Source organism: Agrobacterium sp. CCNWLW32 (assembly GCF_037083425.1).
Classification (GTDB): domain Bacteria; phylum Pseudomonadota; class Alphaproteobacteria; order Rhizobiales; family Rhizobiaceae; genus Agrobacterium; species Agrobacterium radiobacter.
Genome location: NZ_JBAOJM010000018.1, coordinates 56,076 through 64,303, shown reverse-complemented (window position 1 = coordinate 64,303; position 8,228 = coordinate 56,076). Strand labels below are relative to the sequence as shown.

Sequence of the window (8,228 nt, the reverse complement as noted above, 5' to 3'; positions counted from 1 at the left end):
TTACAGGATCGAGACCGTCACCATTTTTCATGATGTCGAACGTCTTCGCCGCTTCACCGTTCTTCACATTCGAGAACAGGGGGGTGGAGCCTGCTGGCACGAAATAAACGCCGATAGCCTCACGCTGCGAAACTCCGTCGTGCTTCGCATAATAACGAGCCACCTGATTGGTTTCAGAGTTCACGCTTGATTTAATTGCTTCGTTGAGATTCGCGGTCAGGCCAGCTTCCGCTTCCTTCTTCGATTCATCGTTGAGGCCTGTGAAATACGAGAACTGCGCCGCGCGCTTTACCTTCGTAACCATTAGCGGTTCTCCCAGCCCATGGCATCGTCATCCTCGACGGCTGGACCGTCCACCTCCGAGAGGTCATCGGGAATAGAAGAGGAAGCAGCCAGATCGGCTTCGAGCCTCTCGAAATACTCGCGTGTTGATTCGGCGGCAGCTTCAGCTTTTAGATTGTTCTCGGCAGCATACAGTCCAGAGATGAAGAGACCGACGCGCGAGATCATGTCGAATGTCTTGGATGCAAGAGAGCGCATTTCACGCATGTCAGTGCGCATCTGGTCCGACGCTTTCGCTGCCTCCTGAAGACGGGCGAGGGGATCGACGTAGGCCTCTACTGCCCTCCTGATGAGAGCGCCTCTGTCCATCCCTAGACGCTTCGCGGCGGCATCTACGAAGTCGATATCCGCAACTGCGGCATTGAATCGAAACTCCTTCACCAAAGGATCCGGTTCCTTGCGGGGCCTTCCGCCCTTCTTCTTCATTTCTTCCGTCATCGGTCATTTCCCTGTTTTCGCTCCGTCCAAAATCCCCAGCGAAACCGGGCCTTCGGAGGTTTTGACTCCGACACGAGCAGCAACGCAGTTGCGTCTCGTGTGAGAGAGATTACCTTTTTAGGCTGGCAACCTATGACGCAAGTGTAAAGACATCGTTTGCAAGCCGACAAATTAGGTAATCGCATTTACGCATTCTTAGATGAAATCGTAGATGCTCCGCGCCTTCCTATCCAATTCCGTTTGATAGAGAGTTGCGAAGCCCCATTGATATCTGCGTTAGCATTACGGAAACCAACATAGAATGCAACATACAATTCTACATCGTTTGCGCGTTGACACCATCCGCCGATAGCGCCATGCTTTCATAGGTGCTTGACACAAGCGCCGCCAAGCAGGATTTCTATGTCAGCGCAAAGGAGAGGAACAGGACGAAAACCAATGACAGAGAAAGATGAGATCGTAGACACGGCACAGTTCGCCGCCGAGCTAAAAGCACTGGCGAAGAACGTGGTCGAGAGCAAGGTGAAAACCAAGCCGCTGACCAAGCAGGAAATCATTGCCTCTGATGATGTCTGGAACGCGATCAAGGAAATGAGAGAAGTCCATGGGATGACCATGATCGACATCGCTGAGGTCTTCAAAGCGAAGGGCGGCATCTGGGCCAACAGCGATGGCAAGAACATGGGCCAGCTCATTCGCAATGCAGAAAAGCTCAGAGGCGGCGAGACGGAATCCAAGAAGGCTCGCAAGCCAAGGGGCGCAACGCGGCGCAGTTCGGCGGCAATCTCCGCACCAACATCCGAAGCCAGCGGGGCGACGATTCCCCCGGCATTGAAATCGGAAGGCGCAGCCGAAGGCAAGAGCAAGCATGACACATCCGATGCCAAACCTGATCAGAATCCAGGCGCCGGATCTGGCTCGGCCGGAACCGCACCTAAGAAAAAGGTCTCGCTCTCGGCACTCGACCGAGAAGCATGAGAACCAGACACACGAACACTGTAAGGAGTAAAAAACATGGCGACAGCAACCAAAGCAGCCCCGGCTCCCGAGCCGATCCCGACCGAGACCGCCGTGCCTGCACTGCTGGCGCATCTGAAATGGAAACGGGCGGCTATCGTCACCTCGAACAAGGGCGGCCCCGGCAAGAGCTTCACCGCGAAGACGGTGGCGCATGTCTACCGCGATGGCGGAGCAGAAGCTGAACTCTGGGATGGCGACGAGACGGGTTCCTCCCTTTCCTCGTCCTATGCCATCCGCGACGACAACGGTAAGGTCGTCCGCCCGCAGGATCCGCTCAAGGGTGTCGCCCAGTATTCGATCTCGGAACGCGAGAGCGCGAGAACGCTGACCGAAACCTTCGCCTCGAAGAGCCACATCGTCCTTCACGATATGAAGGGTGGCGCGCTCGAGAGCATGATGAACATCCTCGACGACGGCGATAGCGTCGAAGGCTTCCTCGACATGGCAGACAAGCACAAGCGTCGTCTGACCTTCATCCATGTCGTCAATGACGACGAAGCTGCCACCATTTCGGTCGGCATCTACCTCGATCTCTTCGGGGATCGCGCCGATCACCTGGTTGTCGTCAACCAACGCCTCGGCAAGGGCGAGAGCAAGTTCCCCTTCTGGTACGGCTTCACTCGTCCAGACGGTGTGAAGCAGGGTGGCACTGCTCGCCAGCAGCTCGGAGAGATGTATGGCTTCGATGACGAAGGCAATCCAAAGCACGAGATCCTGCTTCCGGCTCTCGACATCGGTCTGAACGCGAAGCTGAACTCCTACAAGCTGCCGTTTGCGGAAGCGGCCGACCATCCGTGGTTCACGTCGACGGAACAGTCGATGATCCAGAACTACCTCAAGCAGGCGCAGAAGGCGTTCGTGCCCCACCTGAAACTGCTCGGCCTCTAAGGGGCCGAGAATTCCCAACACCCGGACAAAGAAAGGAGGGTGGAAATGCTTGATAATACCGACGACTTCGACCTGGATACAGCAACCAAGGTTGGCAAACTTTCCGCCTCCTTCGAACTCACCAAGGAGCAGCGCCGCACCGTAAAGGATCTGATGGATCGCGGTCGCATTGCCCCTGATGATTCCGTGATCCTCTGGTTGGTCATCTTCTCGAAGATGGATGGCCTCTCGAAGATCATGAGCGACGACATCCGCGGCGCGGTTCTTGAAATGGTCGAGGCCTTCGACGGCAAACTCGAAGGCTTCACCAATGCCCAGATCCAGACCCTCCGAAACGAGATGCTCGGCCTCGGGAAAGGTCTCCTCAAGGCTGCTGAGGACAGTTGGAAGGATCGTCTCGACGACATCATCAAGCAGTCCCGCGATAGCGAAGACGCCCGGATCAGAAAGTGGAATGACGATCGCGACAAGCTCGACTTCAGGAAAGAACGCGACAAACACGCGATTGCCTATGCCACTGCAGCCGCCCTCATCATCGCTGCTGCTGGGATAACTTGGTACGTGTCCAAGGACATCGCTCATGCCGAGAGTGCGACTTCGGCCTCGTTCTTCTCCCGCTCTGATGCCAAGGAGAACCTGACCGTGATGTCGAACAACAACATGACAAAGGTCTTCGCGGCCTTCTGCCTGCCGGAACAGCGGTTCGTTGTGAATGGGCAGACGAAGTGCAAGGCGGATCTCGCCCTGGACAAGCCTCTGCTATCGACTACTGGCCTCGACGGTCTGGTAGCCCTTTGGAGGGAAGCTGTTGTGAAGCTCGGCACATGGGGTCTGATCGGTCTCGGGGTTGTCGGTACATTGTTGACACAATGGACACGCCGGAGACTGAAGAAGACCTGAGGCCGTTGCGTAGGATCTAAATTACGGCCCTCCGGGCCGCCCCGAATTGGAAGTAGAGAGAGCGAAGGGAAGGCTGACATGTTCGATTACAACCTCCACAACAAGAAGGAACCCGCCATGGCCGCCGCAGGCCAGATCGCCGTCGGCGTGGTGGGTGTCGCTGCTCTCTTCGAAGATGCCATGGCGAAGCTGTTGGAGTTCCCCCAGCATGACGGCCGCTACTCTGAACGCGAGGTTCGGCAGATGGTCGACACCGCGCATCATCTTGGCGAAGCCCTCAAGGAAATGATGGATCAGTTCCTGATGGCCCATAACCGCGAAGAACGGCACCTGGAGCAGATCGCTGGCATGGAACACCGGATCGAGACCTTGAAGGCACTCCTTGCTGCCGAGGAAGCCAAGGTTGCCCATCTCGAAGAAGAGCTCGAGGAAGCCCAAGGCGGCGGCTCTGCTGTCAGGATCTCGATCCCTAAGGCTGGCTGATCACTCGTTCTCGTCGTCTGGCTTCTTGTCGATCTCTCTCGGATACACCCAGTCCGACAGGCCTGACTTCCTATCCTTGCCCAGAATAGGGATCCTCGCGTTCTCGTTCGGAGGCTCCCGGTTGTCAGTCACCTCGAACATGGCCTCCTGTCCGACAGGCTCGAGGCCATGTTCTATTGCGGCCATGATCCATCCGATATGCGGCGGCAGTTTTCTGGCTCCGGTCTCCCATCTTTTGACGGTGACCAGGTGATCGCCTGATTTCGAGGCGAACTGGGCCTGCGTCAGCCCCATCTTTTTCCGCCACGCTACGAAGTAGGCGGGATCCATTGTTTTTGCCATTGCAGTCCTCATGACGCAGAAACGCAGAAAAGGGCGGTTTCCCGCCCTCATCTAACCCAATGATTTCGAATCGACAAATGGCTACCTTATGCCATGGCCTTCCGCTGCATCGGGACCGGGGGCCTGTACGCCGGAAGAGCGGCCTGCGAGTACTCGCTGACTTCCTCCTCCTTGGCGACCTTGGGTCCGAAGAAGGCCATGACCTCTTGCTGGGCAGTCGATTTGACCTCGGGAGCCTGTCCGGGAACTGTCCCTGCCACCTCGGGAGTGGCACCGTTCGCGGCGTCTCGCTTGGCGATCTTCTTCGCTGTCCTTTCCTGACGACGTTCCGTGACCGTCTTATCCCTCTGGACGTCCGGAGCTGCTTCGGCAGCCTTAACCGCACCGTAGTAGGATTCGACATTCGCCACTCCCGCGATTGCCTTGTCTCCTGCCATGTGGGCGGCGATCTCCACCGCGGACTTGCCCTTGAGCGACCAGAGATCGGTCGGCTGTAGCTCCTTTACCCATGACTGAGCCTTGGGGGACATCGCTTCGAATGCAGCGTCACGCTGCGCCTTGTTCTCGGCTCCGACGTACCGCTCGACCAGTTCCGGATCGTTCTTGATGTATGCCGCCTTGAGAGCCGCCAGTTCGGCCGGGTTGGCATTCTTGTCCGCCTGGACAGACTTCTTCGCATCGTTCTTCGAGATCTTGTTCGGCTCGATCCTCGGGCGATGGTCTCCGATCATGAAGTTGCCGACGTTCCGTGCGACCTTCGAGACAGGGTTGTTCCAAGCAAACTTGCCGACGGTCGTCACCGCTGCACCAGTCCCCGCTACGATATCCTGCCCGACATGGATTGCCGCCTGCGCGGTGAAGCCGACGGCAGTGTCCACGGCCTCGATCCCGTACTCCACGATATCCGCTGTGGTGTCGAGCGCCCACTCGCCAGCCTGCCAGACCTGCTTTCCGGCGACCATGATCATCTGACCAGGCTTCATGATCCACTTGCCCAGACCGCCTCCGGCCTTGCCCACGAGCCGGGACACCCCAGCCATCATCCTGCCCATAAATGCTTTCATGCCGTGTTCCTCCTCTGTTGTTCGTGAGAGCATTTTCTCCCCTCACCATAAGAGTCGCTGTCGGCGGAGCGAGGAACAAGGAAAAAGTGACCGAAACCGTGAATTTTCAGATGGTTAGAAAGTCGAACTAAATTGCCATCAGGACGAAGCGCCAAGCTGTCCTAGATCCCTCATGGATCCCTCCCAAGGCAGGATGACGGCGCTTCAAACCTCGCAAGCCATTGGCAGATAACGAAAAACGAACGAAAAAAACGGCTGACAAGTTTTCGGCATCGATTTCGAGACGGTTCCTCTTCTATTCCCCATGGCCACCTCATCCGGTCTTCCCGAATGCCTCTCCATTCGCCCTCAACTGAGCCATCAGCATCGGTCCAAGGGAGAATTCGCCGCGTTCGGCTCGGCGTGTCAGATCTCGCAAATAGCCTCCGGCCGAATTGATGAAGTTCGCTCGCTCAAGGATGCAGGCCATCGCGACGGCCGCATTCTCCGGCCCCATGGCATTGCAGGCATCCTCGTATGCGGAGGGGCTGACACCGAGCATTGATCTGATTGTTACCGCAGCGGTCATCAGCTCGCGCCAATGCGCAATCATGCCGCCCGGCCCGTAGTCGCTGATCTGGGGGCAGGCTCGCAGGACCATGCCCAGTGGGAACGGCTTGAGCGGTTCGGCCTTCCTCGCAGCCTTCGGCACGCTCTCCGCCTCTGGCTCACCCGGCAAGTTCTCGCCCTGCTCCCTTTCAGAGCTAGGTTCAAGTTCATAGATGGATTCGGTATTTGAATTCTGTATGTGGCATCCGTTCTGGATGTCATTGCCATCCATATTTTCAGCAATTGGCTGCAAATCCAGTCGGTTGATTACTTCCTCGCGGAGAAGCTCCAGTTCGTCGAGGACCGCCTCGATCTCAGCAGTGGCTGGATAGCGTGGAAGACGCGCAAGGATGCCGTCCAACGCCTGGCTGCAGACCTTCCAATCTCCCGGAGCGCCTTCCTCGATCGCGGCCGTGATCAGCTTCCGGACATCACGTCGGCAAATTGTCAGCGCTTCCTTCGACCTGCGGAACCGAATGCGCTCGGCTACCACGTCCTGCGCGACCTGAGCGATCTCTGCTGCGCGCGCCATCAGAGGTCTCAGATCGAATCCGAATGCCTGTTCGATCTCGCCGTCGCGACTACGATGTGCGTAGCGTTTTCCATTCGGGCTGTCCCGGCGCTGGATAAGTCCGGCTTCGACCAGGGCGGCGAGCTGACGGCGGAGTGTCGTCCCAGTGATGCCATGTGCGCGAACGCTAAGCTGGGCGTTGGAGGGGAACACGACGAGGCCGATGTCGTCGGAAAGTTCATTGTTCGGCAGGAAGCTCAGGAGAGCGTCGAGAACGGCAAGCGCCCTGTCTTGAAGACCAAAGCGCTGTCGGGCTTCGCTCACATCGCGAAACACTTTCCACTTGTCGATCTTGCCAGAAGGCTTCGTTTCCGCGGCCTCAAGCTGCCCCTTCACGAGGGCGAGCGTCATCGGCCGCCGCCCGAATGGCGTCGTTACATGTCCCATTTGCATTTTTCTCTCACCTTTCGTCAGGCAAAAGAAATCCGCTCACCAAAACGGTGCCACTGACTCTTGACTGTGATTCCGGGAAATGCGATTCTCGATCCTGCTAGAGATGACGAGAAGGGCTTCCACGGTTTACCGTTTGGGGGCCTTTTTCTTTTGCGGTCTAGTCTCCGTTAGCTTCAGGTTTCGACTGCCTGTATTCCTCATACAGACGGTCCATATGATTTGAGAGCCAGTCGCTGAATGGCTTCGCTTCCGTATTCGAAAGCTCGATAGCCACCTTCTTCGACTTGGGGTTCATCACCAGTCCCAGCGAATTGTCGCTCGACTTCCATTCCCTTGAGGATACGTTTGTCTTTGGCTTCTTGGCCGCCGACTTGTTCTTGTAGCGGGTCAGGTATCCATGAAGCTCGTCGAACCTCTTGTCCTCGGGGAGGGCGAGGAAGTCGGGCGAGCCCACATGTTCGCTGGCGACTTTGAGCAGGGCAGGGGCGAGCAGCAGTTGGCGAAGGCTGAGCCACTTGTCGCGACCTACCTTCTTCGAAGCGCCGACAGCTTTGATGACCTGGGCGGGGACGACTTCGACCACGCCAAGCATCTTCGACATCATGGCCTCGTCGATCGCCAATGACGATCTGACGATATCCTTCGTCAGGCCGGACGCGAGCAGGTTCGAAGCAAAAAATGCGCGTTCGATGAACGACAGGTTCGAGCGGGCGGAGTTCTCCTGTCCCTGCGCGACCGCGGAGGCAATATCGTCCAGCTTCTTGACGACGGCCTTGACCTTGATCCCCAGCTCCTCGGCAACCCGGCGACGGCGATGGCCGAAAACCACGATGTACCGGGCTCCGTCCTCGGTCGGCCGCACAAGGATCGGAGTCGATTGACCGGATGCTTGTATCGCCTCCTTGAGTTCCTGATATTCCTCGTCATCGTCCGAAAGCCGATCAGCAACAGGCGAGACATCGAGCGAGCGCGGATCCAGTTCCACGATCACTTCGCCTTCCATGAGCTTCTTCGTGTTCTCAGCGAGATCCTCGATAGACCGTACGACCGTCTTTGCGGCACCTGTCATGCCGTAACCTGCTTTGACAGACCTTCCGGCGGGCAGGGCGGATAGATCGAGCTTCTTGAATGGATCTTCACGAGACATGAGAACCCTCCTTCAACGTCGACAAGCTTCTGACATCGCAATCGAAACCGCC

The 8,228-nt window shown here is 57.3% G+C and carries 10 protein-coding genes; 4 read left to right on the top strand and 6 right to left on the bottom strand.

Annotation, left to right across the window (positions count from 1 at the left end; all coding sequences use genetic code 11):
* The coding region (locus tag V6R85_RS24290; RefSeq protein ID WP_336377315.1) for a hypothetical protein at positions 1–304 on the bottom strand (304 nt) is incomplete at its 3' end.
* A complete protein-coding gene (locus V6R85_RS24285) occupies positions 304–780 on the bottom strand; it encodes a hypothetical protein (protein ID WP_336377314.1) in 477 nt (158 codons plus the stop codon). The genes V6R85_RS24285 and V6R85_RS24290, both read right to left, overlap by 1 nt.
* 438 nt (positions 781–1,218) lie before the next feature.
* On the opposite strand from V6R85_RS24285, the gene V6R85_RS24280 reads away from it, so the two are divergent.
* The 4 genes from V6R85_RS24280 to V6R85_RS24265 all read left to right on the top strand — a co-directional run bounded on the left by V6R85_RS24280 (position 1,219) and on the right by V6R85_RS24265 (position 4,071).
* A complete protein-coding gene (locus tag V6R85_RS24280) occupies positions 1,219–1,758 on the top strand; it encodes a hypothetical protein (protein ID WP_336377313.1) in 540 nt (179 codons plus the stop codon).
* A gap of 36 nt (positions 1,759–1,794) precedes the next feature.
* Positions 1,795–2,688 carry a hypothetical protein gene (locus V6R85_RS24275; RefSeq protein ID WP_336377312.1) on the top strand — a complete coding sequence of 298 codons (894 nt, stop codon included), beginning with the start codon at positions 1,795–1,797 and terminating at the stop codon, positions 2,686–2,688.
* Between the two features lie 45 nt (positions 2,689–2,733).
* Positions 2,734–3,588 carry a hypothetical protein gene (locus V6R85_RS24270; protein ID WP_336377311.1) on the top strand — a complete coding sequence of 285 codons (855 nt, stop codon included), beginning with the start codon at positions 2,734–2,736 and terminating at the stop codon, positions 3,586–3,588.
* A 78-nt stretch (positions 3,589–3,666) separates the two neighbouring features.
* Positions 3,667–4,071: a hypothetical protein gene (locus V6R85_RS24265; RefSeq protein WP_336377310.1), complete on the top strand. Its 405-nt coding sequence runs from the start codon at positions 3,667–3,669 to the stop codon at positions 4,069–4,071.
* Here V6R85_RS24265 and V6R85_RS24260 read toward each other — a convergent pair whose 3' ends face one another.
* From V6R85_RS24260 to repB, 4 genes are all read right to left on the bottom strand, one after another.
* Positions 4,072–4,413 carry a helix-turn-helix domain-containing protein gene (locus V6R85_RS24260; protein ID WP_336377309.1) on the bottom strand — a complete coding sequence of 114 codons (342 nt, stop codon included), beginning with the start codon at positions 4,411–4,413 and terminating at the stop codon, positions 4,072–4,074.
* An 86-nt stretch (positions 4,414–4,499) separates the two neighbouring features.
* On the bottom strand, positions 4,500–5,477 hold the full coding sequence (locus tag V6R85_RS24255; RefSeq protein WP_336377308.1) for a hypothetical protein: 978 nt from the start codon (positions 5,475–5,477) through the stop codon (positions 4,500–4,502).
* 313 nt (positions 5,478–5,790) lie between these two features.
* Entirely contained in the window at positions 5,791–7,029 is a 1,239-nt protein-coding gene (gene repC, locus V6R85_RS24250; protein WP_336377307.1) for a plasmid replication protein RepC, read from the bottom strand.
* 157 nt (positions 7,030–7,186) lie between these two features.
* Positions 7,187–8,176: a plasmid partitioning protein RepB gene (gene repB, locus V6R85_RS24245; RefSeq protein ID WP_336377306.1), complete on the bottom strand. Its 990-nt coding sequence runs from the start codon at positions 8,174–8,176 to the stop codon at positions 7,187–7,189.
* Between the last annotated feature and the right edge of the window lie 52 nt (positions 8,177–8,228).